The organism is Millisia brevis NBRC 105863, from assembly GCF_001552615.1.
Lineage (GTDB): Bacteria > Actinomycetota > Actinomycetes > Mycobacteriales > Mycobacteriaceae > Millisia > Millisia brevis.
On sequence record NZ_BCRN01000001.1, the window covers coordinates 559,197 to 581,383 of the forward strand.

The window sequence follows — 22,187 nt, forward strand, 5'->3', positions numbered from 1 at the left end:
CCCAGAAAGCTGAGGAATCCGACATGACCATCATCGTCGCCGTACCGGACAGCCCGGAGGGTCTGCTGGCACTCTCGACCGCCGTCGAGGAGGCCAAGGTCTTCCACACCGACCTCGTCGCGGTCAACCTCGCACTGCACAAGATCGACACCGCGGCCCTCGACCCCGCCGTACCGGTCACCGTCGTCGAACGCCACGGTCGGCACGATCGCGACCCGGTCGAGGCGGTGCTCGACGAGGTCCGCGACCGGAAGGCCAGCCGCCTGGTCGTCGGCGTCAAGCGCCGCTCGCCCGTCGGCAAGGCCGTCGTCGGCAGCGTCAGCCAGCGCCTGCTGCTCAACTCGCCGGTCCCGGTCCTGGCAGTCAAGGTGGACGACGAATAGGCAAGCCCGACACGTCGATCGCGACGGGACCCCGATGGATTCCGGGGTCCCGTCGCCGCAGTTCGGGGCACTATTGAGGGCATCACCCCGCGGACCTGTGAGGATCATGCAATGACAATCATCGCTGCCGTGCCGGACAGCCCGGAGGGCATCTGGGCGCTGTCCGCCGGTGTCCGCGAGGCGAAGATCCTCGGTACCGACCTCGTCGTGGTCAACCTCGGATTGCGCGCCCTCGACATCGGCGGGCTCGATCAGTCGGTCGCGGTCACCGTCGTCGACCGCACCGGCCGCGACGATCGCGACCCGGTCGACGCGGTGCTCGACGAGATCCGCGACCGGAAGGCCACCCGACTGGTCATCGGCGTCAAGCGGCGTTCGGCCGTCGGCAAGGCGCTGCTCGGCAGTGTCAGCCAGAGCCTGTTGCTCAACTCGCCGGTCCCGGTGCTCGCGGTGAAGGTGGCCGACGGCGACGAATAGGGGCCCCGAAAATCCGGCGGCCGCCCGGGACGTTTCGGGCATACTCGACGGTGTGGCAGTCGACGCAGAGCAGCCCGATGGCATTTCCGAAACGTCCGAACCCTCCGGCGAGGTGTTCATCCTGTGCATCGTGTACGGGGAGGACGGCTTTCGCCTCTTCGCGCGCGCCGCGGAGCTGTTGAAGCGATCGAACGGCAAGCTGCACACGATCGTGCTCGATCCGCGATCGGAGGACTACGACTACGACCGGCAGGTCGAGGACCAGATCTACGGGCGGTTGGCGAAGTCGATCGGCGCCGAAATCTCCTACGTCCGTGAGCCGATCAGCCACCTGGTGCACATCGTTCGGGATCGGGCGGAGGCGGTCGGGGCGACCCAGGTGATCATCGGCCAGCGCGCCGAGGGGCCGATCAGTCGGCTGTTCGGCTGGTCGCTCGCCGACGAGCTGTTGCACCTCGTTCCGAACGCCGATCTGCACATCGTGCCGTTCGGTCGGTCGGTCGACCCCGAGGACTGGGACTACGACCCGGCGATTCCGGCCTGGTTGGTCGAGACGGAGCCGGGCGTGCGCGAGTTGGTCTTCTCCGAACCGGAACACGGCACCTTCGTCACCGGTCTCTTCGCCCGGGAGAACGCGACCGACTTCGACCACGGCGTCTTCCTGCACGAGAGCGACGACGAATTCCACGAGTTGCCGATTCACGACGGCCGGGTGGTCTGATCCGGAGGTTCCGCCCGGAAAGTCGGCGTTGTGAACAATGTGCATTGTCGTCGACTACAACACGACACATCTCACATACGCGAGGGCTCGCGGAGGTCTAGCCTTGGACTCCGTGGCGGTCCAAACGAAGGCCACACAGCCCTCTCTCGTGACCGGGGTCCGCGGGACCCGTACGACGATCGCGTTGAAGTTGCTGATGGCCACAAGCGGCATCGTGTTCATTCTGTTCGTGCTCGCGCATATGTACGGCAATCTCAAAGCCTTTGCGGGGCATGAAGCTTTCAACGACTACGCCCACCATCTCCGTGAGATCGGTGAGCCTATCCTTCCCTACGGCGGCGCGCTGTGGATCCTGCGGACGGTGCTGCTGGTCTCGCTGGTAGCCCACGTGACCAGCGCGATTGTGCTGTGGCGCCGCCGCGCTCGGGCGCGCCCGGTGGCGTACGTCGTCAAACGCAATGTGGGGTCGTCGTTCTCCTCGCGCACGATGCGCTGGGGTGGGCTGACGCTGCTGCTGTTCATCATCTGGCATCTGCTGAACTTCACCGTCCCGAAGATCAACGTCACCGGTGGTCCGATCGACGATCCGTACGTTCTGCTGGTCGAGTCCTTCCAGACCTGGTGGCTCACCGTGATCTACCTGGTCGCGATGGTCGCGCTCGGGCTACATCTGCACCACGGCACCTGGAGTTCACTCCAGACCCTCGGGTGGACCGGCAGCGCGGGTGCGCGGCGTCGCGCCAAGGTGGCCGGCTGGGTGGTCGCGATCGTGATCGCCGGCGGCTTCTCGCTGGTTCCGTTGGCCGTCCTGTTCGGGATCGTCTCCGTCTGAATTCTTTTTTCGTGTACCGACTTCTTCCGCGTACGAGGAGCTGCGATGGCATCGACGCTGGACCCCTCGGGGTTGAAACCGACCAATGAGCTGTCCGTGCAGCGCTCCGACGATGCACGCGGCTACTACCAGCCCGGCGACAAGATCGCCGACCAGCGCGCCCCGAAGGGGCCGATCGCCGACCGCTGGCCGACGCACGTTTTCGACAACCGCCTGGTCAATCCGTCGAACCGGCGCAAACTGAGCATCATCATCGTCGGCACCGGTCTGGCCGGGGCTTCGGCCGCGGCGACCCTCGGCGAGGCCGGCTACCACGTGCAGACCTTCTGTTACCAGGACTCGCCGCGGCGGGCGCACTCGATCGCCGCGCAGGGCGGCATCAACGCGGCGAAGAACTACAAGGGCGACGGCGACTCGACCTACCGGCTGTTCTACGACACCGTCAAGGGCGGCGACTACCGCTCCCGCGAGTCGAACGTCTACCGGTTGGCCGAGGTCAGCGCCAACATCATCGACCAATGTGTCGCTCAGGGAGTGCCCTTCGCCCGCGACTACGGCGGCCTGCTCGACACCCGCTCCTTCGGCGGCGTCCAGGTCTCCCGCACCTTCTACGCCCGCGGTCAGACCGGCCAGCAGCTGCTGCTCGGCGCCTACTCCGCGATGGAACGGCAGGTCGCCGACGGCACCGTCGAGTCGTTCACCCGCCACGACGTGCTCGACCTGATCATCGTCGACGGCAAGGCCCGCGGCATCGTCGCCCGCAATATGGTCACCGGAGAGATCGAAACCCACCTGGCCGACGCGGTCGTCCTGGCGACCGGCGGCTACGGCAACGTCTTCTTCCTGTCGACAAATGCGATGGGCTCCAACGTCACCGCCGCCTGGCGCGCCTACCGGCGCGGCGCGTTCATGGCCAACCCGGCGTTCACCCAGATCCACCCGACGTGCATCCCCGTCTCCGGCGACCACCAGTCGAAGCTGACGCTGATGAGCGAGTCGCTGCGCAACGACGGCCGCATCTGGGTGCCCAAGAAGCGCGAGGACGCCGAGAAGGACCCGCGCGATATCCCCGAGTCCGACCGCGACTACTACCTCGAGCGGATCTACCCGTCGTTCGGCAATCTGGTGCCCCGCGATATCGCCTCCCGGCAGGCCAAGTACGTCTGTGACGAGGGGCGCGGGGTCGGCCCGAAGGTCGGCGACTTCCGCCGCGGGGTCTACCTCGACTTCGCCGATGCGATGAAACGCCTGGGCCGCAAGGCGATCGAGGAGAAGTACGACAACCTCTTCGACATGTACCACCGCATCACCGGCGAGGACCCCTACGAGGTGCCGATGCGGATCTACCCGGCGGTGCACTACGTGATGGGCGGGCTGTGGGTCGACTACGACCTGCGCTCCAATATCGACGGCCTCTTCGTCGCCGGGGAGGCAAACTTCTCCGACCACGGCGCGAACCGCCTCGGCGCCTCCGCGCTGATGCAGGGCCTCGCCGATGGATACTTCGTGCTGCCCAACACCATTCGCGACTACCTCGCCGACGGACCGTTTCCGAAGGTCGCGCCCGACAACCCGGCGGTGGTCGAGGCGCGACAGTACGTCGAGGACCGGATCAACACCCTGCTGACCATCGACGGCACCCGGTCGGCGGACAGCTTCCACAAGGAACTCGGCCACATCATGTGGGAGTACTGCGGTATGGAACGCACCGAGGAGGGGCTGCGCAAGGCGATCGACCTGATCCGCACGCTGCGGCACGAGTTCTGGACCGATGTGCGGGTTCTCGGCACCGCGGACAGCCTCAACCAGAGCCTCGAGAAGGCCGGCCGGGTCGCCGACTTCATCGACCTCGGCGAGCTGATGTGCATCGACGCGCTCAACCGGCGCGAGTCCTGCGGCGGACACTTCCGGGCGGAGTCGCAGACCGAGGACGGCGAGGCGCTGCGCCACGACGACGAATTCGCCTACGTCGCGGCCTGGGAGTACGGCGGCGAAGGCCCGGACGGCCCCGCCCTGCCGACCCTGCACAAGGAAGACCTGATCTACACGGCCATCGAGATGAAGCAGCGGAGCTACACGTGAAATTCACCCTTCGGATCTGGCGCCAACCCGACGCGAACGCCCCCGGCGCGATCGAGGTCTTCGAACTCGACGACATCACCGAGGACATGAGCTTCCTCGAGATGCTCGACGTGCTCAACGAGCGGCTCAACGGGGAGGGGGTCGACCCGGTCGCCTTCGACTCCGACTGCCGCGAGGGCATCTGCGGGACGTGCAGCCTGATGATCAACGGGCAACCGCACGGGCCGGAGACCACGACGAGTTGCCAGCTGCATATGCGTTCGTTCCACGACGGCGACTCGATCACCATCGAACCGTGGCGGGCGGCGGCGTTCCCGATCCTCAAGGACCTGTGCTGTGACCGTAGCGCCTTCGACCGCATCATCGAGTCCGGCGGGTTCATCTCGGTCAACACCGGTTCCGCGCCGGAGGCCAACGCCGCACCGGTCGACCACCCGGACGCGACCCGCGCCTTCGACTTCGCCACCTGCATTGGCTGCGGCGCCTGCGTCGCCGCCTGCCCGAACGGTTCGGCCTCGCTCTTCGTCGGGGCGAAGGTCAGCCAATTGGGGCTACTGCCGCAGGGGCAACCGGAACGCCCGACCCGGGTGGTCGGGATGGTCGCGCAGGCCGACCACGAGGGCTTCGGGAGCTGCACCAACATCGGCGAGTGCGCCTCCGCCTGCCCAAAGGAGATCCCGCTGGACGTGATATCGCTGCTCAACAAGGACATGCGCTGGTCGATCACCCGCTGGGGCAACCCGATCGGGCGGTGATCCGACAAACCCGACCCGGCAAGCCCCGATCCGACAGGCCCCGATCCAGCAGCGCTGTGCCCTACTCTGGGCGCGGTGGATCTCCGGTTCTGGACCCGTGCGTCGGACTCCCCGTGGATCGACAACGTCTGGACATGTACGAGTGACGATGTCGCCGATATGACGTCGGTCGCCGGTGAGACCTGGGGTCTGGTGTTCTGGCAGCAGGGCGGTGCCGGTTTCGCGGCCGTCACCGGCCCGGAGAGCCGTACCGGGACGGCGCCGGTACCGGAGGGCGCGGCGTTTGTCGGCATCGAGTTCGCCCTGGGCACGTCTCTGCGGATCGCGTCCACTCCGGCGCTGGTGGACGGCGGGATCACGTTGCCCGACACCACAACCCGAGGATTCCGGCTCGACGGGCGTTGGTGGGAGACGCCGGGGGCCGACGACGCCGAGGCCCTGGTGTCTCGTCTCGTCGCTCAGGGGGTGATCGAGCGGGATCCGGTGGTCGCGGACATCCTCGCGGGGCGGCCGGTCGGATTGACGGACCGGTCCTTCGAGCGCCGGTTCCGCGCCGCGACCGGGCTGACGCGCGGTGGTGTGCGCCAGATCGTTCGTGCCCGGACGGCCGCCGTGGACCTGATGAACGGTGACGACGTCGCCCGCGTCGTCGACCGGCACGGCTTCTACGACGAGCCGCACCTGGCCCGCGCCCTCCGGCGCTTCGTTGGACGTACCGCGAGCGCGCTGCGGGACGGCCGTGGCGGGGCGATCGCCCTCGACCCGGGGCCCGTGCGGGATTCGGATCAGCGCACGACGTCGTACACCAGTTTGACCACGCCATTGGAGTACGCCGCACAATCGCGCAGGTGAAGGCTCGTGCGACCGGGTTCGGTGAGGTCGAAGGCCCGCTTTCCCGCGCCCAGCAGGAACGGGAACATCAACAGGTTGTAGCGGTCGATCAGACCGGCGCCGCCGAGGCGTCGGCCCAGTTCGGCGCTGCCGTGGATGAAGATGGTCCCGCCATCCTGCTCCTTGAGCGCGGCGACGTCCGCGGTCGATCGCAGAATTGTTGTCGGTCCCCAGCCGTCGACGAGGACGTCGTCGGTGAGCGTCTCGGAGACCACGTACTTCGGCAGATCCTTGTAGGCCGCGTGATCCTCCGATGCCGGCCATACGCTCGCGAAAGCCTGGTAGCTGCGGCGGCCGAACATCAGGGCGGTGGTGTCCCCGAGTTCCTCACCCTTGAGGGAGTAGGCCTCCGGGACGAACTCGGTGTCGAAGACCCAACCGCCGCCGGGATGGCCCTCGACGGTACCGCCGGGTGAGTCGACGACGCCGTCGAGCGTGATGAATCCGGTGTAAACGATCTCGCGTGCCACAGTGCGCTCCTCGATGCGGGTGGGTCTGCTTCGTCCGTGGGCGTGGCCGTCGCCCGAACGAACACTAGGGGCTGGGCCCGGCGCCCGTCTTGGACGGAACCGACATCGGTTCGAGTGCCGTCGGGGTCCGTCGGCTCATCCGATCCGCGGCCCAGTCGGCGCATTTCCCGGTGCGTTTACCAGTGCCAGGCGTCCCCGCCGACATTGCGGATCACCCGCTGGAGCACCGTGATCGTCGTGGCGTATTCGTCGTCCGAGATCCCGAGGCGGCGTTCCGCGTCCAGGTCTTGTTGGGCCTGCGCGGCGGCGCGGAAGCGTTCGCGGCCGGCATCGGTGGCGACCACCAAGTCACCGTCGCGACGCACCCAGTGTTTGTCGGCGGCGGTGTCGATCGCCTCGCGGATGACGGTGTCCGACTCGTTTGGGCCGATGATCGCGACCATGTCGTCCCGCGACATCCCGTCGGGGTGCAGCGACAGTTGGTGCAGCACCCACCATTGCGGCTGACTGACCCCGAGCTCGGCGAGTCTGCCGCGGGTGCGCCTGCGGATGGCGTCACCGGCCCGCGCCGTCCAGAAGCCGATCGGTTGCTGAAGGGGTGGCTGCATGTCCGGGCGTGTACTCGTCATCGGCCCACGGTAAAAGCTCATGCGCACTTCAGGTCAACAGCGCTTCAGGTCAACAGGGCCCCCGCCGATTCCGTCTAGCGGACAGCCCGTTCCACCAGATCGGTCAGCGCCTCGACGACCTCGGCCGGGCGTTCCAGATGCGGCGAGTGGCCGACACCGGCGAGGGCGAGCTCGGTGACGACCCCACCCTTGTCGGTGTAGCTGTTCAGCACCGACCGGGTCTGGCTGATCATCGGCTGGGAAGGCGCGACCCCGTCACCCGGCCAACCGGGGATGATGCCGACCCGGCCGAGGGTGTTCAGGTCGAAGTAGGAGTCGTCCGACACGATCGCGTCCGCGTCCCCGTGAATCCAGAGCACCGGCGGTTTGCCGTCGATGTCGACGATGCCGGTCAGGTCGCAGTACTTCGGGGCCATCGTGTTGAGCACGCCGCGGGCGCCGGCGGCGAAGGCCGGCCAGTTCGCCGAAGCCGCGGCGTCGCCGGGGTAGTTGTCCGGTCCGGTGACGGTGCTGAGCATCGATTCGACCCAGACGTCCTCGTTCGGGTCGACGTGGCCCGCGGCCACATAGGAGGCGCGAAAGACGCTGCGCGGCGAGGTCGGTGCGTCGGCGGTGAGGTCCTTGGCGGCCAGCCGCGCGACGAAGTCCGGGTTGGCGCCGCCCGCCCCGGTGCCGGCGTCGTCGTCGGTGAGCCGGCGGCCGTCCGATGCGGTACCGCCGAAGCCGTAGGGCGAGACCGGGGCGATCAGCGCGAGCCCCGCGACCAGGTCCGGCCGATCGAGCAGGGTCTGCATCACCACGCCGCCGCCCATGCTCCAGCCGACGAGCACCGCGCGGGTGATCTCGAGGGCATCGAGGGTGGCCGCCACATCGTCGGCGAAGTCGCGCAGCCCGCGCGACGCGTCGACCGGGGCGACCTCGGTGTCGCCGAAGCCGCGCAGATCGATCGCATAGCTCGGGCCCGCGAGGGCGAGCATCGTCGGTTGCCAGAACAGTGCGGAGGACACATTGCCGTGCACAAACACCACGGGAGTCGCTTCCGCGGAAGGAGTTTCGCGAACCAGGACGTTGACGTCGAGACCGGGGGTGGCGACGGTCCGGGCGGCGATGCCCGGGAACAGGGTGCTCACGCGTTCACCGTAGCGTGGTTGGGCGCCGTCGATCAGGTCTCGCCGAAACCGTCCTCGATGGCCGCCGCGATGGCCGCGACCGGCGTCATTCGTGCGGGGTCCGGCGGGGCGACGGTTCTAGAGGAGCGAGGCCTCTCCGGCTCGGGTGATCACCTCGACGCGGTTGCGGGCGCCGAGTTTGTGCATGGCGGACTGCAGGTAGGTCTTCACCGTATTGCGGGTCACCGACATCTCGACGGCGATTTCCGGGTTGGTACGACCGGTGGCGACCAGGCGGATCACCTCGTACTCGCGGCGGGTCAGGTGGTATTCGGCAAGCCGATCGCGCAGCGTCAGATCCGGCCGGGTCCCGAGCCTCGGGTCGAAGACCCGGCGACCGGCCACCACCTCGCGCAGGGCCGCCGGCAGATCGGCCGTCGCGGAGTCCTTGACCAGGCAGCCGTCGATTCCCGCCTCGAGCACCGGCTGCAGCAGGGTGTGCTGGGGGTGGGCGGTGAAGACGATGATCTTCGGTTCGGGTCGCCGCGTCCGCAGGGCGCGCACCAATTCGGCCGGATCGGTGTCGGGCATCCGCAGGTCGAGCAGCACGACGTCGATCGGTGCGACCGCCGTGGACACCCACCGCACCGCCTCGGCGCCGGTACAGGCCGTCGCCACGACCTCCAGGTCGGGATGCGGATCGAGCAACAACCGGACCCCGGCGGTGACGATCGGGTGGTCGTCGACCACCAGGACGCGGATCGGCTGGTCGGCACTATCCGCCGTCGTCGCACGATTCGTCGCACCCACGCCGCTCATTGTGATGGAGGGGATGGTCGGGCGGGGGTGCTTTCGACCGGTCGAGGGGGCGGTTGGTCGATCGGCATCCAGATGCGGACGGTCGTGCCGTCCTGGTCGCCGACCACCGAGAACCGGCCGCCGAGACGTTCGACGCGTTCGGCGCTCTGCACCACACCCAAACCGTCGCGTGCCTTCCGTTCGTCGCCGGCGCCGATGCCGATACCGTCGTCGCACACCGCGATCCGGATGCCGCCGTCGCCGACCCCGATCGATACGACCACCGAGCCGGCCGCGGCGTGCTTCTCGACGTTGAGCAACGCTTCGCGCGTCACGGCCACCACGGCCCGGGCGCGTGCGTCGTCGAGTGCGGGCAGCTCGGACAACAGGACCAACCGTGCCGGGGTGCCGCTGCGCGCTGCGAACGCCTCCAGGTCGGACCGCAGCGTGACCGGCAGGTCGAGGTGCGGTTCCGCCCCGTGCAGGGCGCTGAGCGACTCGCGCAGGGTCGCCGACGCCCGATCCAATTGCGCTTCGATGCTGCGCAGACGTTCGATCAGCACCGCGGAGTCCTGCCCCATCGGGTCGAGCCCGTCGCAGTCGCCCAGGGCGTTGCGGATTTGGACGCCGATGGTGAACAGCGAGGCGCCCAGGTTGTCGTGCAGTTCGTCGGCCATCCGTCGACGCTCCGCGCGCAGCGCGACCTCGGTCTGCGCCCGTGCCCGTTCCGCGATGTGCAGCCGCGTGGCGGCGACGGTTCCGAGTGTCTCCACTTCACGGACCACCCGGTCCCCGAATTCCGCCGGCTCGCGCATCGCGCCCCACACCACACCGACCACGGCACCCGCGTGCAGCATCGGCACGGCGAATGTCCCACGGATGCCCTCCGCGAGGACCGGCCCGTCGAAATCGTGAGTGATCGTGCGGGACGCGCCGTAGTCGGGGATGCGCACCGGGGCACGTTCGGCCATCGCCCGCCCACCGAGGCCCAGACCGGACCGGATGCGCAAGCCGATCAGATGCGGTCCGAGCAGCCCGTTCGCCGATCGGATCACGATCAGGTCCTCCGCCTCGACCGGCGCGGCGAAACCGCATTCGACGCCGGCCACCGCCAACACCCGTCGATTGAGGTCCTCGAGGGCGACGCGCCGGTCGAGCAGCGCGAAGGTCTCGTGGTATTCCCCGGCCAGCTCCGCGAGCAGATGGGCGGATTCGCGCGCCTCGTCCCGCACTCGTCGTTGCCCGCGCTGCATCGCCATCACCTTCTCGTTTCGGTCGGCTCGCCACCGAACGTCGGTGGGTACCCCCAGCGGCGAATCTGCGCGCGCTGCCTGTGGCGGGAATCCCTCTCCGAATGGGGGTATGACGGCCGACACATTCGAGGGACGGTCGGTGCGAGCCGACACGCATCCCGGCGATGCCGCGTCACCGACCTCGAAGGATCGAGCCGACCATGCAGATTCCGCTGACCACGGGTGATTTCCTGATCCGGGCTCTGCGTACCCGCCCCGATGATGTGGCCCTGACCGACGTGCCCGGCGAGCTCGGCAGCCCGACATGGCGGGAGCTCGCTTCCCGGGTTGCCACGATTGTGGCCGGGCTCGACGCCGCCGGCCTCGAGCGCGGGTCCCGGATTGCGGTGGTGTCACCCAATCGGGGGCGTTTCCTGGAGCTTCTGTACGCGGTGCCGTCGAGCGGGCGGGTCCTGGTGCCGGTCAACCCGAGGCTCGGAGCACGGGAGATCGAACACATCGTGGTCGACAGCGGTGCGAAGGTGGTCTTCGTCGATCCCGCGGTCGACGCCCTGTCGGATAGCCTGCCTGCCCGGGTGATTCCGCTCGGACCGAGGTCGGACGCCTTTCTCGGGCTCGGCCGCCCGATCGAGGCTACCGAGGAATCGCTGCGATTCCGGCAGGACGAGAACGCGACCGCGACGCTCAACTACACCTCCGGCACGACGTCGGCGCCGAAGGGTGTCGCCTTGACGCATCGGAACATCTGGCTCTCGGCGACCACCCTGGGCCTGCACATCGGGCTCCGGGAAAGCGACGTCTACCTGCACACTCTGCCGCTTTTCCACGTCAACGGCTGGGAGATGCCCTACATCACGGCGGGCCTGGGCGTGCACAACGTGATGATCGGTGCGATCCGGGGCGGAGCGATCCTCGACCTGATCCGCGACCACGGCGTCACGGTGCTGTGCTGCGCTCCGACCGTGCTGTCGACCGTCCTCGCCGCGCTGCCCGACCGCACCGACGCAGACATTCCGGGCGCAGGGATCCCGGGCGCGGGCCGCCTGCGGGTGGTCTGCGCGGGCGCACCCCCACCGAGCACGCTGATCGAGCGGGTCGAGACCGAGCTGGGCTGGGAGTTCATCCAGGTCTTCGGTCTGACCGAGACCGCCCCGATGGCGACGATCAACCGGGTGCCCGCCGAAGCAGGTCACGGGCCGCGCCGGCGGGCGGAGATTCTGGGTCGCCAGGGGTACCCGTTTCTCGGCACCGACATCGCCGTCGACCCCGACGGTCAGGTTCTGGTGCGCAGCAATCACGTGATGGCCGGCTACCACCACCGGCCGGAGGAATCCGCCCGCGTACTCGCGGACGACTGGTTCCGAACCGGAGATGCCGGATTCATCGACGACGACGGGCGGCTGCGGGTGACCGACCGCATCAAGGACGTGATCGTCACCGGCGGGGAGAATGTCTCCTCGATTGAGGTCGAGGAATGCCTGACCGCCCACCCCGCCGTCCGCGATGTCGCGGTGACCAGCCGGCCCGACATCACCTGGGGGAAGCGGTCACCGCCTTCGTCGTCCGCGAACCGGGCCGACCGGTCGGCGAGGCGGAGCTGATCGCCTGGGCCCGTCAACGCCTGGCGCATTTCAAGGCTCCGAGCCGCATCGATTTCCTGGCCGAGATCCCGCGTACGGCCACCGGCAAGGCCCGCAAGAATGTTCTGCGGGAACAACTGCGTGCCTCCCCGACTGTCGAGGGAGCGCCGGGCGTCACGAGCGAAGGAGCGAGATGACCATCCCCGACACCACATCCGGGATTCTGATCGAAGCCGAGGAGTTCGACGACTTCGGCGGGTGGGTTCTCGACTCGCAGTTCGAACACGAGATGGGCTCGCCCTATCTACTGGCACACGGGCTCGGCGAACCGGTTGCCGACGCCGGCACCACGATCGACGTCGACCAACCCGGCAGCTACCGGGTGTGGGTACGCGCCAAGGACTGGGTGCCGGGCCACCATCCCGGCCGGTTCACCCTGACGATCGGTGACACCACCCTCGACACCGAATTCGGTGCCAACGATCGGGACTGGTCCTGGCAGGACGCCGGCGTGGTCGACCTGCCCGGCGGTGCGACCAGCCTGGTGCTGCACGATCTGACCGGCTTCGACGGGCGGTGCGACGCGATCTACCTCGGTCGCGACGACACCGCGCCGGTCGACGGCGCGGACGAGGCGGCCCGTTCCTGGCGGCGGAAGTTGCGCGGACTGCCCGAGGAACCGGTCGAGGCCGGCGCCTTCGACGTCATCGTCGTCGGCGGTGGTGTTACCGGCGCGGCGGCGACCCTGACCGCGGCCCGGCTGGGTTGTCGGGTCGCGCTGGTGCATGCGCGGCCGTACCTGGGCGGAAACGCCAGCGTCGAAATCGGCTTGAGTCCGCGCGGAGAACGCGGGCCGACCGTCGACGAACTGTCCGACCGCAGCCCCGACGGGGATCTGGTCGCGATCTCGGTACTGCGCGCCGAACCGACCGCCACTGTGCTGCTCGAGCACACCGTTTATCACGTGGTGATGGACGGCGACCGCATCGCCGCCGTCGATGCCCGCGATGCGCGGTCCGGTCGGGAGGTCCGGCTGCGGGCTCCGCTGTTCATCGACTGCACCGGTACCGCGCTGCTCGGATTGCAGGCCGGCGCACAGACCCTCTTCGGGCAGGAGGCGCGCGGCGACTTCGACGAGGGATTGGCCCCGGAGCAGGGCGACGAGATGCACCACGGCAATACGGTCTTCTTCCGTACCCGGATGGCGGACGAACCGGTCCCGTTCCCGGAGGTGCCCTGGGCGATCGAGGTCGCCAAGAACTACTCCAACCTCAGCGGCCAACTGGATCGGCCCGGCATCGAGAACGGCATCGGGCCGGTGGTTATCGACCCGGACGAGACGCCGGACCCGACGATTCGGCGGCGCTGAAGTTCCCCGCCACCCACTTCTGGGAGTACGGCCAGTGGCTCGACCCGTACACCAGCGGTGAACTGGTCCGCGACCACCTGCTGCGCGCGATCTACGGCACGTTCTCCAACGTCAAGCGCATGGAGCCGGAGCAGTACGCCAACCTGCGCTTCGACTGGGTGGCGTTCGTGGCCGCGCAGGGCGAGTACCGCCGCTACGTGGGCGACTACATCCTGACCGAGAACGATGTGCGCACCCATCGGCGGTTCCCCGACGCCGTCGTGCGCAATTCCGGGGCATTCTGCCTGCACTATCCCGGCGATCCGACCTACGACTTCCGGTTGAAGAACTGGGTCTGGGATGTGCGCGACGAGCGGCCTTACGACATCCCGTTCCGCTGTCTGTACTCGGTGAACGTGCCCAACCTGATGATGGCCGGCAAGCACATCAGCGTCACCCACGTCGCCGGCTCGAATACCAAGTTCATGGGCAACGGCGGTCAGCACGCGATCGCCACCGCAGCGGCCGCCTACCTGTGCGGCAAGTACGACACCGACCCGCGCGGCATCCAGCGCGACCACCTCGACGAACTGCGGGCGACGGTCAGCGACTTCATCGACCCGATCGGCGAACCCACCGCCGAGGAGTGAGCGGAGTTATCCACAGGAGTTATCCACACTGTGGGTAACTCACATCGATGTAATTCGGCGGCCGAATCGATCTGCCTGCCGTTCCGAAGGACATCCTGCACGGAGTTCTCTCGCGGACCCCGCGCTTTCAGCGTTTTCTCAGGACCGGCTCGGAAGACTCGGGCAGGTCGGGCATATTGCTCGTCCGCCGTCGGAAGCCGGGCGATGACGGCCGTGGTGATGACGGGGTGGGGCTGTCGGCCCCACGCCGGGCCGTCGAGCAGCCGTCCCCTCGGGTTCTCGAGGATCGTGTCGCTCGGCGTCCCGAACCTTCCGTAAGACACCGTCCCACAGCTCATTCGAGGAATTCATGAACACCATCAACGGCTTGCCCGCCCATCCGCTCCTGGTTCACCTGGCCGTCGTTGTCATCCCCCTGGCCGCGATCATCGCCGTACTCGCCGTCTTCTGGCCGGCCGCTCGGCGGTGGTTGGGGCCCGCGACGCCGCTGGTCGCACTGCTCGCATTGGTGGTCACACCGCTGACGACGTCGGCCGGTGAAGCCCTGGAGAAGCGGACGCGGCCCAACCCCGCGTTGGAGACCCACGTAAACCTCGGCGACCAGATGATCTATTGGGTCGCTCCGCTCTTTGTGCTCGCCACCTTGATGTGGGCACTGCACACGCCGCTGCTTCGGCGCTACTCCGCCACCATCCCGGCAGGAGCGTCACGGGTCGCGTCGGTGGTCCTCGGAGTGCTCACCGTGATCGTGTCGATCGGGGCGATCGTGTGGGTCTACCGGATCGGTGACAGCGGCGCGCAGTCGGTGTGGTCGCACTGAGCGCTGCGACGAAGCCGAGTTATCCACAGGGCAGTCCACAGAATGTGGGTAACTTACATCGATGTGATTTGCCGGGCGGTCGGCGCCGGATCGGATACGTCGTCGATCAGACGGGTCACCAGGTCGACGAAGTCCGCCGTCGTGGCCGGCAGGCACTCGACATCGGTGCCCGCGCGCACCAGGTAGCGCCCGTCGTCGACCACATCGATCCAGCTCAGAACTTGTGCCGCGCCGTCGCGGTGGTCGTCTTCCCGACGTATCAGCAGATGTCCGGTGCCGTCGCGGCGACTGTGCAGCAGTCGTCGAAGCCGCTGCGCGTCGGGGATGAGGAATGGGTCGTACAGAAACGACGTCGGGGTTGATGCCCGCAACTCGGCCGCCCCGGCGGTCACCGCGGGCGGCCTGCCGGGTGCGCGGGCGGGGAGGACGGAAACCAACGTGTCGGCCAATGCGCCGACGCCGGCGGTGCGCAGCTGGATCGCCCCGCCGGTCGACGGGTCGGGCCCGGGTTCCTGGCTGACGACCACCGCGGTGACCGCGTCCGCCGCGGCGAGGACGCGGACCGGGCCGTCGACGTCGCCGTAGACCTCCACCCGCACGGTGGGGTGCGCCAACGCCCGCAGCGCGCCCTCGAAATCGTCACGTGTCGGGGTCTGCCGCCACCAGTTGGTCAGTGCCACCTCCTGCGCGCGGCGGTCCTCGACGGTTCGGGCGGTCGGCTGCACGCGCAGCGGCGGCGGAAACGTGTCGTGTCCCGTGGTCGCCCAGGCGAGGGCGAAGTGGTCCGGCGAGAGCGCCCAGATCACGATTCCTCTTTCCATTCGCCGAGGACGGGGGTGACCGTCGCGGGGATCTCGCCGATCAGTTCGTTGCGGTTCTCCGGATCGACCAGGTAGGACGCGGCGCGATGCTCCGCGTCGTCTCCACCGGCGCCGCGACTGGCGGGCATCATTCCCATCGGCATGTACCCGGGTCGGGTGCCGACGCCACCGCCGCCTGCCACGCCGCCACCACCGATCACGCCCGGGCCCGCACCGGCGACACCGCCGAGCCCGCCGCCCGCACCCGGCCGACCCGCGCCGCTTCCCCCGGCGCCGCCACCGGTACTTCCGCCGCGACCACCCCCGGCCGAACCGGCCCCCGCCGAGCCACCGGGGACACCGAATCCGCCGACCCCCGATCCGGAGGAGGCCGCCGGACGGGTCGAGCCCACCCCGGCGCCCGCCGGGGGCACGCCCGCCGCGCCGCCCGGCTGGTTTGCGCCCGCACCCTGCGGAGATGTCGACCCGGAGCCCGGAGCGGTGGAGCCGTTCGCGGCGGATCCCGCGGGCCCACCGGCATCGCCCGCGGCAGCCGCCGACGTATCCGCGGGCGTTCCCGTTCCCGTGCCACCGCCGAAGCCGCCCGGGCCGAGCGCCGAACCGCCCGCACCCGAGCCGGTACCGGCCCCCGTCGCCGCGCCCCCACCCGCAGCGCCACCCGCTCCGCCGCCCGACCCGGAGGTCGGCGAACCGAACGCCGGCACCGCGTCGCCGGTCGGCCGCAACTGCGGGGTATAGATCGAGTTCAACAGTTCGATCGCCTGACGCCGCTGCTCCTCGGCCCGCTGCTCCGCCGCCGCGTAGGCGGTGACCGGGGAGCCGAGGACATCCATCGGCAGGGGAACCGGCTGGGCGGGCGGCGGCATGGTCGACTTCAACGCCTCGGCGGCGGTGGTCGCCTGGTTCATCCGCATGCCGACCGACTGCATGACCGAGCCGGTGTCGATCGCACCCTGATTGATCCGGCCGACCATGGCGCGCACCTCATCGGCCGCGCCGCCCTTCCAGTTGTGATCCAGCTCGGCGATCGCCGCGAGCATCAGGCCGGTGGACGACTGCTTGACGCTGGTCCCCGCGTCGATCCACAAGCCGGCGGCCTGCGACATGGACCCCGGCTGCAGCGCCTGGACCAGGTCGTACATCTGCTGGTGGGAGTACCCGTCGAAGGCTTCGAGCGTGTTCGCGTAGTTCGGGTCCGTGCCGCCGCCCAGCTGGGACTCGAGGCTCTGCCGGTTGCCCGCGATGTACGCGGTCTGCTCGGCGACCCGGTCGATGTCCGCCGCGTAGGGCGAGCTGCCGATCCCGAACGGGAGATGGTCGAAGACGTCGCTTCCGGTCGCGCCGGATTCGTTTTCGGGGGCCATATCAGTTTCCGTCCTCTATCAGCGGCTCGATCGCCTCGGCCATGTCCACGATTCCGTCGCAGGCGTGCATATTCGGGTCGGCGCCGTAGTCACCGCCACGTCGGGGAAAGGTATCGACGATGACCGCCCCGAAATTCGTGCGCATGAGCAGGGCACAGGAATCGTCGGTAATCGCGTTCGGGACGTACAGCGCCTCACGGCCGTTGACGTCCATCGGTTCGGCGGGCACCGACAAGGGGATGTCGTCCCACGGCGTGTTCTGCGCGATGAACCCGACGCCGCGTTCGCCATTCATGATGTTGCACGCCACGATGTCCTCGTCGCCGATGCTCGAGTCGTTGCGTTCTTTTCGGCCTGGGTCGAAACCGAATTGCAGGAACACCGCATCGGAGATGGCGACGCAGGGATCGAAGCCGACTGCCGGCAGCGCCGACACGGTGGAGGTTGGTCCGGTAGTCGTTGCTTCGGACGTCGCCGCCGGCGCGGGTGGGAGGGCGGAGTCCCCGGTGGTGCACGCGGTCGTTGCCACCGCGATCCCTACCGCTCCGATCAGGGCGAGACGACTGCTCACCGCGCCACCTCGTCGCCGATGGACGCTATGGATGACGCGTTGACGGTGTCGGCGGAGGCGTAGTTCGCCCCCGCGACCCGGACCGCCGACGCATGGCGCCGTGTCGTTTCCGCCTGCCGGTGTAGGTGCTCGATCGCGAGTCGGCACTTGTTCCGGAAACCGGAGTCGAGTTCCTGTGCCGAGGGAAAGCCGGCAAATCCGGTCGAAAATCCCTCGTTGCGCAGCCGGGCCGCGATCGCGTCCAGGTTGTCGGCGTGCGTGTCGAAAGCTCGAGCGATGCGTTCGGCGGCGCCGGGCTCGATGCGAAGCACATCGCCGTCGGCCATCGACTCCCCCTCCCGAAGTGATCCCACCGGTTTGGACGCAGCCGCCGCGGGTTCGGTTCCCGTGTTCGGTGTCCGATTCTGTGCTGTCACCGTGGTCGGAGCGTTCAGTTGCGGGAGCGTTCAGTTGCCGTCCTGGATCAGCGGTTCGATCGCCTCGGCCATGTCCACGATTCCGTCGCAGGCGTGCATATTCGGGTCGGCGTTGCCGCCGCGGAGCGGGAAGGTGTCGACGATGACGGCGCCGAAGTCCGTGCGCATGAGCAGTGAGCAGGAGTCGTCGCCGAGGCTGTCGGGCACGAACATCGATTCTCGTCCGTTCACGGTGATCGATTCCGGTGTGGCCTGATAAGGAATCGCATCCCATGGAGTGTTCTGCGCGATGACGCCCACCGATCGGTCGACGCCGAAGGTATTGCAGGCCACGATCCGCTGGTTGCCGATGTCTCCCTCGTCGCGGGTCCATCGCTGGGGGTCGAGCCCCAATCGGACCAGCAAGGCGTTGTCGATGGCCGTGCAGGGATCGAACGAAATCGCCGGCAACCCGGATGCGTCGAGCTCGGACGATGTCGGTCCGTTCGCTGTCGTTGTGGCGACTACGGACCCGTCCGCCGGTGACAGGTCGATCGAGCTTTCGGCGCCCGCGCACGCCCCACAGGACATGGCGATCACGACCATGCCGGCGAGGGAAGTGGTTTTCACTGTCCGGTACTCGAATCAGGCGCGGCTCCGGCGGCGTGAATATTCGCGGAGTTCACATCCTCCACGTGGTTGTAGGCCGCACCTGCCCGCCGAATGGTGGCGGCCGCATCGTTGGCGACGATGATCTGCTGCTGGAGGTGTTCCACCGCCAGTCGAGCCTTGTCCGCGAATCCGGCGTCCAGTTCCATCGCCGACGGAAACCCGGCAAACCCGGTCACGTGGCCGCGGTTGCGGAGTGATCGCAGAGCCGTTGCAAGGTTCTCGGCGTGCAGGTCGAGCGCCCGAGCGATCCGTTCCGCCGCCCCCGGTTCGATGCGAAGTACGTCGCCGTCACCCATCGATCCCCTCCCATCGGTCCCTGAGTGATTGGACGCGGTGAGGGAGGATTCGGTTCCGAGCGGGTGTCGGTCAGGCCGGGGTGCGCAGAATCTTCTCCATCGACTTGCCCTTGGCCAGCTCATCGATCAGCTTGTCGAGGTAGCGGATCTTCTGCATCAACGGATCTTCGACGTTCTCCACCCGAATCCCACACACCACACCGGTGATCAGCGACGCCGACGGGTTGAGGTGCGCCGCCTCGAAGAAGTCCTCGAAGGTTGTCTCCTCGGCCAGATGCTTGTCCAGCGCCGCCTGGTCGAAGCCGGTGAGCCAGCGGATGATCTCGTCCACCTCGTCGCGGGAGCGACCCTTCCGCTCGGCCTTCGTCACGTAGTGGGGGTGGACCGAGGCCACGCTGACGGTGAAGATCCTGCTCACCGGGCCAACGGTACGTGGCTGTTGCCGGGAGGGTAATGGGGATGACGTGGTGGGGCTCGCGCCATGGTGAAGATCGGGTAACAACCGGAGGCGACAACGGGCGCGAAGGTCCCGCTCACTTGGCCGAGGTAGGGTCGCGCACGTCGGCGAGCAGACGCCATCCGAACCACGGCGGAATGTCGTCGTGTTTGACGGTGGTCTGTTCCACCCGGAACCTCGGCGAGTTCCAGCCGGCGACGGCATCGGACACCCGGCGGCTGTTGTCCGCGGTCCCTTCGCCCGGACGGTAGAGCACACGCAGGACGCCGCCCCGATTGCGTCGACTTCGCGCCCATGCGATCAGCGGCCGCGGGTCGGTGTACAACGCGTCGAAGGTGTACACCTCGTCGGGATCGGTGTGTTCGAGGATCCGCATCAGGGCTGCGCCGCCGCCGGAGTGTGCGGTCAGAATCAGTCGGCGTCGGGCGGCCGTCCGCCCGGTCTGCGCTCCGAAGATCCTCAACGATTCGTCGATCAGCCGTTGCAGGGCATGCGGCTCCACCAGCGCCGGGAAGGTATAGCGCGCCGTCTTCTTGCCGATCGGGGCATGGTTGCCGCGAGGAAGAACCATCAAGGTGGGCGCGGTGCGGGTCACCGCGGTGGGATTCTTCGGATCGGCGAAGTCGAGCCCACTGACCGGGAGCTTGTCGCGCACGATGTTCATCCGGCCCTCGCGCCCCGACCAGCCGTGCAGGTGGACTACCACGTCGACCGTTGTCGCCTGCGCGGCGGCGCTGTTCTTCGGTGCGGCGTTCCACTTCAAGACGAGGTCGGGTGGGCTGCCGGCGTGCCCGCGCAACATCGGAAGGTGGTCGACGACGTATACCGAGGCAGGCGCGGCCGACCCGGACGCGCGCACCGGAGCGCCGCTCTGTGGTGCCGGCGGCGTCGAGGCGGGTGTCCCGTCGACCCGGATGACGGCGAAGTACTGCGCCTGGTTGCCGTCGGTTCGCAGCAGGCCATCCGGTCCGGTGCGCAGTGTCTTGGCGTCGACGTTCTGCCGAACATTTCCGCCGATCACTCGTATCCGGCCGGGATGGACCGCAGTAACGATGTCGCAGTGCGTCGCCCGGCGCTGCCGGTCCCCGATGGTGTCGTAGGTGGCCCCGCTGCCGCTGCGGGACTTGCACACCAGGTCGCCGACCCGCGGCGCCACCTCACCGACGCGAAACGCTCGGAAGGGGTTGGTGGTGTTCCCCGACAATCGATTACGGCGAGCAGCACGAATATAGGTCTGGTGGGCGGTGGAATAGGCGAAGGACGGGCCCGCTCCGGCCCGCCTCATCACCCACGACACGAAGACCGCGCTCCACGGATGGGCACCCTGCCACTGTGTACTGCGCAAGCGGTCGGCGGCGACGGTGATTCCGACCCCGGTGCGGTAGTACTCCTGGAGGATGGGGGTTGCGGCGGTGTCGGTTTCGACCAGTCGAACGCCCCCTCCCGGATGCCATCGCCGGTACTCGGCCTCCGCGATGTGGGCGACGGCAGCCGACAACGAGGTACCCGCCGGCGGGTGTGCGACGAGCTCGGGAGCGGGCCGCTCCTCGGTGATACTCATGGCGGGCAATCCCCTTCCGAAGGTGTGCTACTGCTCATGACGGATGCGCGCGTAGCCGGAGTAGCAGGACAGAATCGACTGCGGATCGAGTTGTAGACGACCGATCGTCGCGTTGAAGGTACGCATCAGCACCCCGGTGGAACTGTCGCCGACCAGTTGCTGTTCGAAGTTGAAGATATTGCGGCCGATGGTGTCGTCCAGCTGCTCCAGCGCCCTGGCCAGCTCGTCCGGGGTACGTGAGGCGGCGGCGATCGACCGGATCTGCGGCCGGGCATGCACGGTGGTTGCCTTGACCATCAGGTCGAACTGGGCGGTGGACATAGCCGGCCATCCCGCGCTCCCCGGAAATGCGCGCAGCGCGTCGTAGGAGAAGTAGCCGTCGGCGGTTCGGGAGGCCTGCAACTTGCCGATCAGGCACGTCAACCGGCGTTTCGGTCCGGGGCGGGCGACCCGCGCGAGCGCCCGGTTCGCACGGTCGAGGATGTGGTCGAAGGTTTGTTGCCGTTCGGGCGGCAACGGCGTGCTCACCCACACGATGTGGATGCGCCGGTTCTGGCGCCGATCGTCCTCGTTGCGGGGATTGCGAACGCTGGGCCGTCGGGTGCCGAAGGCCGCGCTCTGTACGGAGAACCGTTTCAGTGCGGCGGCAGGCAGCCCGGTGGCCAGGGCGCGTCGATGAACTTCGTCGACGAGGAAGTTGCGTGCACTGATCGCCCGATCGATGCTGACCTGTTGTTCGAAATCGCGTCCCTTGGTGTCGAAGTCCGCGAAACCCTCGACAACAACGCTGATGTGGTGGTGTGCGAGCAGCGCTCCCACGATCGCGTTGGCCACGGCCCGGATCTCGGTGACCTGATCCGGCCGCAGATCGGTGACCTTGGTGGCATACCTCGGGTAGTCGGCCACAACGATCGTGCCGGGCAGTGTCGTCCCGGCGACGTCGGGGATCTCCCGGGGCCAGTCGGCGTGCCGGTAGGACTGCTCGTAACTCGGTCCCGCTTCTTCGAATCCCGACGCTGCTGTGCCCCAGTCGGACTCGTCGAGATTCTCCTGCCCGTCGAATGTCTCCCCGTAGGCCGGCTCGCTCTCGAATTCGGGCTCGGTCTCTTCGAGCCCGGCCACACCGAAATCCGCGGGATACTCCTCGGCCGTCGGTCCTGCATCCCGGGAGAACTGCTCCGCCTCGTCGGTCAATTCGCTATCGCTATATTCGTTGTCGTCATATTCATAGTCGGCGGCAAGATCGGCTGCC

General features: G+C 68.2%; 26 protein-coding genes. 12 read left to right on the plus strand and 14 right to left on the minus strand.

Annotation, left to right across the window (positions count from 1 at the left end; translation table 11 throughout):
• Positions 1-23: 23 nt before the first annotated feature.
• The 7 genes from MB1_RS02535 to MB1_RS02565 all read left to right on the plus strand — a co-directional run bounded on the left by MB1_RS02535 (position 24) and on the right by MB1_RS02565 (position 6,102).
• Positions 24-383: a universal stress protein gene (locus MB1_RS02535; RefSeq protein WP_066903283.1), complete on the plus strand. Its 360-nt coding sequence runs from the start codon at positions 24-26 to the stop codon at positions 381-383.
• A 111-nt stretch (positions 384-494) separates the two neighbouring features.
• Complete coding sequence (locus MB1_RS02540) at positions 495-860, plus strand: universal stress protein (protein WP_066903285.1); 366 nt, start codon at positions 495-497, stop codon at positions 858-860.
• A gap of 52 nt (positions 861-912) precedes the next feature.
• The gene (locus MB1_RS02545) at positions 913-1,581 is read left to right on the plus strand and encodes an adenine nucleotide alpha hydrolase family protein (RefSeq protein WP_066903287.1); all 669 of its coding nucleotides are present in this window, start codon (positions 913-915) and stop codon (positions 1,579-1,581) included.
• A gap of 148 nt (positions 1,582-1,729) precedes the next feature.
• Positions 1,730-2,413, plus strand: coding sequence for a succinate dehydrogenase cytochrome b subunit (locus tag MB1_RS02550; RefSeq protein WP_245649992.1), 684 nt, complete (start codon positions 1,730-1,732; stop codon positions 2,411-2,413).
• 45 nt (positions 2,414-2,458) lie between these two features.
• On the plus strand, positions 2,459-4,495 hold the full coding sequence (locus MB1_RS02555) for a fumarate reductase/succinate dehydrogenase flavoprotein subunit (RefSeq protein ID WP_084350666.1): 2,037 nt from the start codon (positions 2,459-2,461) through the stop codon (positions 4,493-4,495).
• Positions 4,492-5,250: a succinate dehydrogenase/fumarate reductase iron-sulfur subunit gene (locus MB1_RS02560; RefSeq protein WP_066903289.1), complete on the plus strand. Its 759-nt coding sequence runs from the start codon at positions 4,492-4,494 to the stop codon at positions 5,248-5,250. The genes MB1_RS02555 and MB1_RS02560 overlap by 4 nt, the downstream gene beginning before the upstream one ends.
• 75 nt (positions 5,251-5,325) lie before the next feature.
• Entirely contained in the window at positions 5,326-6,102 is a 777-nt protein-coding gene (locus MB1_RS02565; protein WP_066903296.1) for a helix-turn-helix domain-containing protein, read from the plus strand.
• Here MB1_RS02565 and MB1_RS02570 read toward each other — a convergent pair.
• From MB1_RS02570 to MB1_RS02590, 5 genes are all read right to left on the minus strand, one after another.
• Positions 6,036-6,611, minus strand: a complete 576-nt coding sequence (locus tag MB1_RS02570) for a dihydrofolate reductase family protein (RefSeq protein ID WP_066903298.1) — start codon at positions 6,609-6,611, stop codon at positions 6,036-6,038. The genes MB1_RS02565 and MB1_RS02570 overlap by 67 nt on opposite strands.
• A 176-nt stretch (positions 6,612-6,787) precedes the next feature.
• On the minus strand, positions 6,788-7,240 hold the full coding sequence (locus tag MB1_RS02575) for a MarR family winged helix-turn-helix transcriptional regulator (protein ID WP_066903299.1): 453 nt from the start codon (positions 7,238-7,240) through the stop codon (positions 6,788-6,790).
• Between the two features lie 74 nt (positions 7,241-7,314).
• Positions 7,315-8,370, minus strand: coding sequence for an alpha/beta hydrolase (locus MB1_RS02580; RefSeq protein ID WP_066903300.1), 1,056 nt, complete (start codon positions 8,368-8,370; stop codon positions 7,315-7,317).
• Positions 8,371-8,487: 117 nt separating this feature from the next.
• Positions 8,488-9,159 carry a response regulator gene (locus MB1_RS02585; protein ID WP_245649993.1) on the minus strand — a complete coding sequence of 224 codons (672 nt, stop codon included), beginning with the start codon at positions 9,157-9,159 and terminating at the stop codon, positions 8,488-8,490.
• 5 nt (positions 9,160-9,164) lie between these two features.
• Positions 9,165-10,406: a GAF domain-containing sensor histidine kinase gene (locus MB1_RS02590; protein ID WP_066903303.1), complete on the minus strand. Its 1,242-nt coding sequence runs from the start codon at positions 10,404-10,406 to the stop codon at positions 9,165-9,167.
• Between the two features lie 194 nt (positions 10,407-10,600).
• On the opposite strand from MB1_RS02590, the gene MB1_RS02595 reads away from it, so the two are divergent.
• The 5 genes from MB1_RS02595 to MB1_RS02610 all read left to right on the plus strand — a co-directional run bounded on the left by MB1_RS02595 (position 10,601) and on the right by MB1_RS02610 (position 14,798).
• Positions 10,601-12,001, plus strand: coding sequence for a class I adenylate-forming enzyme family protein (locus tag MB1_RS02595; protein ID WP_369406838.1), 1,401 nt, complete (start codon positions 10,601-10,603; stop codon positions 11,999-12,001).
• Complete coding sequence (locus MB1_RS26885; protein ID WP_369406841.1) at positions 11,935-12,177, plus strand: AMP-binding enzyme; 243 nt, start codon at positions 11,935-11,937, stop codon at positions 12,175-12,177. Before MB1_RS02595 ends, MB1_RS26885 begins: the two co-directional genes overlap by 67 nt.
• Complete coding sequence (locus MB1_RS26750; protein WP_066903305.1) at positions 12,174-13,349, plus strand: FAD-dependent oxidoreductase; 1,176 nt, start codon at positions 12,174-12,176, stop codon at positions 13,347-13,349. The genes MB1_RS26885 and MB1_RS26750 overlap by 4 nt, the downstream gene beginning before the upstream one ends.
• Positions 13,346-13,978 (plus strand): FAD-dependent oxidoreductase, encoded by a 633-nt coding sequence (locus MB1_RS26755; RefSeq protein WP_084350723.1) that lies wholly within the window; start codon positions 13,346-13,348, stop codon positions 13,976-13,978. The genes MB1_RS26750 and MB1_RS26755 overlap by 4 nt, the downstream gene beginning before the upstream one ends.
• Positions 13,979-14,327: 349 nt before the next feature.
• Entirely contained in the window at positions 14,328-14,798 is a 471-nt protein-coding gene (locus MB1_RS02610) for a DUF2231 domain-containing protein (RefSeq protein ID WP_066903309.1), read from the plus strand.
• 53 nt (positions 14,799-14,851) lie between these two features.
• Here the strand turns inward: MB1_RS02610 and MB1_RS02615 are convergent, their stop codons facing one another.
• The 9 genes from MB1_RS02615 to MB1_RS02655 form a co-directional block, all read right to left on the minus strand.
• A complete protein-coding gene (locus MB1_RS02615; RefSeq protein WP_066903315.1) occupies positions 14,852-15,604 on the minus strand; it encodes an ESX secretion-associated protein EspG in 753 nt (250 codons plus the stop codon).
• Positions 15,601-16,983 carry a hypothetical protein gene (locus tag MB1_RS02620; protein ID WP_066903317.1) on the minus strand — a complete coding sequence of 461 codons (1,383 nt, stop codon included), beginning with the start codon at positions 16,981-16,983 and terminating at the stop codon, positions 15,601-15,603. The genes MB1_RS02615 and MB1_RS02620 overlap by 4 nt, the downstream gene beginning before the upstream one ends.
• A gap of 1 nt (position 16,984) precedes the next feature.
• Positions 16,985-17,512 carry a DUF3558 family protein gene (locus tag MB1_RS25940; RefSeq protein ID WP_169801583.1) on the minus strand — a complete coding sequence of 176 codons (528 nt, stop codon included), beginning with the start codon at positions 17,510-17,512 and terminating at the stop codon, positions 16,985-16,987.
• A gap of 38 nt (positions 17,513-17,550) precedes the next feature.
• Positions 17,551-17,880, minus strand: coding sequence for a hypothetical protein (locus tag MB1_RS25945; protein ID WP_066903321.1), 330 nt, complete (start codon positions 17,878-17,880; stop codon positions 17,551-17,553).
• A 120-nt stretch (positions 17,881-18,000) separates the two neighbouring features.
• Positions 18,001-18,579 (minus strand): DUF3558 family protein, encoded by a 579-nt coding sequence (locus tag MB1_RS02635; RefSeq protein WP_157083867.1) that lies wholly within the window; start codon positions 18,577-18,579, stop codon positions 18,001-18,003.
• Positions 18,576-18,917 (minus strand): hypothetical protein, encoded by a 342-nt coding sequence (locus tag MB1_RS02640; RefSeq protein ID WP_066903324.1) that lies wholly within the window; start codon positions 18,915-18,917, stop codon positions 18,576-18,578. Before MB1_RS02640 ends, MB1_RS02635 begins: the two co-directional genes overlap by 4 nt.
• Positions 18,918-18,987: 70 nt before the next feature.
• Positions 18,988-19,335: a DUF2200 domain-containing protein gene (locus MB1_RS26435; protein ID WP_066903326.1), complete on the minus strand. Its 348-nt coding sequence runs from the start codon at positions 19,333-19,335 to the stop codon at positions 18,988-18,990.
• Positions 19,336-19,450: 115 nt separating this feature from the next.
• The gene (locus MB1_RS26440; protein ID WP_066903328.1) at positions 19,451-20,935 is read right to left on the minus strand and encodes a DUF2272 domain-containing protein; all 1,485 of its coding nucleotides are present in this window, start codon (positions 20,933-20,935) and stop codon (positions 19,451-19,453) included.
• A gap of 27 nt (positions 20,936-20,962) precedes the next feature.
• Positions 20,963-22,129 carry an OmpA family protein gene (locus MB1_RS02655; RefSeq protein WP_169801584.1) on the minus strand — a complete coding sequence of 389 codons (1,167 nt, stop codon included), beginning with the start codon at positions 22,127-22,129 and terminating at the stop codon, positions 20,963-20,965.
• Between the last annotated feature and the right edge of the window lie 58 nt (positions 22,130-22,187).

Excerpts from the sequence above, each read along its gene's own strand:
- MB1_RS02535 (WP_066903283.1), top strand. The coding sequence starts at position 24 with ATGACCATCATCGTCGCCGTACCGGACAGCCCGGAGGGTCTGCTGGCA.
- MB1_RS02540 (WP_066903285.1), top strand. The coding sequence starts at position 495 with ATGACAATCATCGCTGCCGTGCCGGACAGCCCGGAGGGCATCTGGGCG.
- MB1_RS02555 (WP_084350666.1), top strand. The coding sequence starts at position 2,459 with ATGGCATCGACGCTGGACCCCTCGGGGTTGAAACCGACCAATGAGCTG.
- MB1_RS02575 (WP_066903299.1), bottom strand. The coding sequence starts at position 7,240 with ATGACGAGTACACGCCCGGACATGCAGCCACCCCTTCAGCAACCGATC.
- MB1_RS02590 (WP_066903303.1), bottom strand. The coding sequence starts at position 10,406 with ATGGCGATGCAGCGCGGGCAACGACGAGTGCGGGACGAGGCGCGCGAA.
- MB1_RS02595 (WP_369406838.1), top strand. The coding sequence starts at position 10,601 with ATGCAGATTCCGCTGACCACGGGTGATTTCCTGATCCGGGCTCTGCGT.
- MB1_RS26750 (WP_066903305.1), top strand. The coding sequence starts at position 12,174 with ATGACCATCCCCGACACCACATCCGGGATTCTGATCGAAGCCGAGGAG.
- MB1_RS02610 (WP_066903309.1), top strand. The coding sequence starts at position 14,328 with ATGAACACCATCAACGGCTTGCCCGCCCATCCGCTCCTGGTTCACCTG.
- MB1_RS02620 (WP_066903317.1), bottom strand. The coding sequence starts at position 16,983 with ATGGCCCCCGAAAACGAATCCGGCGCGACCGGAAGCGACGTCTTCGAC.
- MB1_RS25945 (WP_066903321.1), bottom strand. The coding sequence starts at position 17,880 with ATGGCCGACGGCGATGTGCTTCGCATCGAGCCCGGCGCCGCCGAACGC.
- MB1_RS02640 (WP_066903324.1), bottom strand. The coding sequence starts at position 18,917 with ATGGGTGACGGCGACGTACTTCGCATCGAACCGGGGGCGGCGGAACGG.
- MB1_RS26440 (WP_066903328.1), bottom strand. The coding sequence starts at position 20,935 with ATGAGTATCACCGAGGAGCGGCCCGCTCCCGAGCTCGTCGCACACCCG.